The sequence below is a fragment of the uncultured Gimesia sp. genome (assembly GCF_937919775.1).
In the GTDB taxonomy this organism is placed as follows: domain Bacteria; phylum Planctomycetota; class Planctomycetia; order Planctomycetales; family Planctomycetaceae; genus Gimesia.
In genome coordinates this window covers 1-2,590 of the sequence record NZ_CALFPF010000007.1, presented here as the reverse complement: position 1 = coordinate 2,590, position 2,590 = coordinate 1, and the positions used below count along the sequence as shown (strand labels likewise).

Genomic DNA, 2,590 nt, shown 5'->3' with positions numbered 1-2,590 from the left:
CAATTTAACGCTATTATTTACGAACTAAAATACTTTCGGGACACCCACTAGCTCGGTGTTCGGCCCCTTAAAATGGTATTTCTGGTGATTATTCCAGAATCAGATCCGGGATCTTTTGCTTCAGTGCAAGGATCGATTGCTTACTGCAGTTGAGTGAGATCACGCGCAGAGCTTGCTGATCTTTTCGAGCCGCAACCCACTCGGAGTCTGTTGTATCCAATAGTTCACGCCATATGCTCAAGGGGGTATCTGCAAAACCGATCAGGAACACAAACCAGAGACCGATCGAAATCAGAGTCATCCATCGGCTTTTTGTTTTGAACAAAATCGGCGCCAGAAACAGACCGCCGACAAACCAGCACCAGTTCGGATAAACGGTGACCGCAGCGCAGATGTCGGGTTGCAAAATGTTATAAACGCTGACACTCACCCACAGCGCCATGCCGATGGTAGCAGCTCCGATCAGTTTCGTAACTCGTTCGGATGAACGCGTTAAAGGCGACTGCCGCGAGTCGTTCATTTCCGTTGGCTGCTGTGAAGGGAAGCCTGAATGGAAAATAATGCTGGCCCGGTTCAATGCTCTAAACTATGATACCCGACATCGAAAAACCAGAGGCAACTCAGAAAGTTTCAGGATCGAACGGGGAGGCACGGATGTGAAAGCTTTACGAAATCCAATTTCATCTGGTTGGCTGAGTCTGTTCTGCTTTTTTATCTGCGGGCAGTTGCTGGCGGAATCGCCTGAACAGCCGCAGGAAGACGCTTCACAAAGGACCGAGATCCACTTTGATGATTTGAAGAACAAGTATCAGATCATAGGCCGACTCGGAAAACCGGTGGGGGAGTATCATACGATTCATGGAACCTGGAAACGGTTCAACTTTTCGAAACGTCAGCTTTTCTTTCAAGTCACCCATGTGAATTTCCAGAAATTGTCAGAGCCCCAACTCTATCCGGAACGGCATTTCAAACTGGCACATCTCTGGGCAACCGAGAAACTGAAAGTCGACCCGGACCATTCTCCGATTTGTGAATACCGCGTCTGGGAATCCCTCGAATATTTCGGCACGCCAGACGATTTCGGGAAGGAATCTGGATTGCCTGAATCAATCGGTATCCTGCCTGGTTTCAAAAGCAGAGACAAAAAGGAATTCATCCCTCTGGAACTCACCAGTGAGTTGAATTTTGTGAAGGCACGGGTTTTGAATCAGGAAGAGGTAGAAAACAGGTTAGAAAAAATAGCAGCGGCAGGCAGCAGTGTTGCAGCATCGATCGTGAATTATAATGCCTGGCTGGCAAACAAAAAGAGGGGGGAGGGTCGCGTGGATATTAGCTTTTGCGATCTTCAAGACCGGTATCGTATCATCGGTAAACTCGGAAAACCACTGGGAGAATATTCTACCATTCGCGGCGTCTGGAAAAGAGAAAGAACAACGATAGGCCGCGACATGCGTCGTCTCCATCGTTTCTATGTGACCCATGTCGATGGACAGTTATTAAAGGAAAGCATTATTTTTAACCATCGGTGGGATACAATTTCCAGTTATGGAATCATGCCCTTCGAACCTCCCGTACCCGATCCTGTGGAAACAGAGGTCTGGGAAATGCGTGTCGTGGAATTGATGAAAAATCGAGGGCTTCCCAGTGGCTTCAACGGAGAAGCCGGCTTAATCGAACAGCACAACAGTTTTTTTGAGCTGGACAGCGTTCTGCGGTATCATCACCGTCCTTCCATTATCAAGGACCCCACTCGACTATCTGATAAAGTGAACTGACGGAGTTTTGGAGAAAATAAGTTCCAGGAACTGAAAATCCATTCTGATGTCTCCCCTGAATGATTACTCTTGAGTATAAATCTGGCAGGCAATTCAATATGGCGTCAACAATAGTAATTCTGGATGACGAGCAGGAGCGACTGACGGCGATGTCCGCTGTGTTGTCAAAACGTCTTCCTGAATACGACCTTGTTACTTTCAAGAATGCGCCGGATACCATTGGCTGGCTCGACAGTAATCTGGCTTCAGCTGCAATCATCAGCCTGGATCACGACCTGTTCCCGCAGTCTGATAATGAACCAGATCCAGGGACCGGGCGCGATGTGGCCGATTTTCTGGCGACGCAATCACCGGTCTGTCATGTCATCATTCACACGACCAATTCCCTCGCCGCTCCAGGCATGGAACTGGTTCTTAGTGATCAAGGCTGGACCAACTCCCGCGTCGTACCGTTTAATGATCTGGAATGGGTCACCGTCTGGTGGATTCGCGAAGTGCTTGACCATCTTTGATAATCTGGATAGTCCTATTCGCCTCACTTCCGCCGATCCGGATTCACTTGCGGAAAACTCGCATCCATTGATTTCAGCCAGCCATGCAGCTGGTCCCTTAACGGTACTGTTTGCTCAGCCATCACTCTGCGCGATCAGAAACCAGGTCTGGTGCCGTGGCAGAGAGTAAGCCCTTTACTCTTGCTGTTGCAGCAAAGATGGCATGTATTTTGCGTAATTATTGTGTTGAGTTGCTATAATGAGGCGATTGCATCAAGTTACGAATCATCTATCAAAAACACAAAGGAGAACAGTATGAAATAT

General features: G+C 48.1%; 3 protein-coding genes. 2 read left to right on the top strand and 1 reads right to left on the bottom strand.

Going from position 1 to position 2,590, the window contains the following annotated elements:
* Positions 1–88: 88 nt before the first annotated feature.
* A complete protein-coding gene (locus tag Q0294_RS00125; RefSeq protein WP_299459383.1) occupies positions 89–520 on the bottom strand; it encodes a hypothetical protein in 432 nt (143 codons plus the stop codon).
* 136 nt (positions 521–656) lie between these two features.
* Here Q0294_RS00125 and Q0294_RS00120 point away from each other — a divergent pair, with 136 nt between their 5' ends.
* Both Q0294_RS00120 and Q0294_RS00115 read left to right on the top strand, forming a co-directional pair.
* Positions 657–1,775, top strand: coding sequence for a hypothetical protein (locus tag Q0294_RS00120; RefSeq protein WP_299459381.1), 1,119 nt, complete (start codon positions 657–659; stop codon positions 1,773–1,775).
* 98 nt (positions 1,776–1,873) lie between these two features.
* Positions 1,874–2,287, top strand: a complete 414-nt coding sequence (locus Q0294_RS00115; protein WP_299459379.1) for a cyclic-phosphate processing receiver domain-containing protein — start codon at positions 1,874–1,876, stop codon at positions 2,285–2,287.
* Positions 2,288–2,590 lie beyond the last annotated feature (303 nt).

Coding starts and splice junctions, on each gene's coding strand:
- Q0294_RS00115 (WP_299459379.1), top strand. CDS start 1,874: ATGGCGTCAACAATAGTAATTCTGGATGACGAGCAGGAGCGACTGACG.
- Q0294_RS00125 (WP_299459383.1), bottom strand. CDS start 520: ATGAACGACTCGCGGCAGTCGCCTTTAACGCGTTCATCCGAACGAGTT.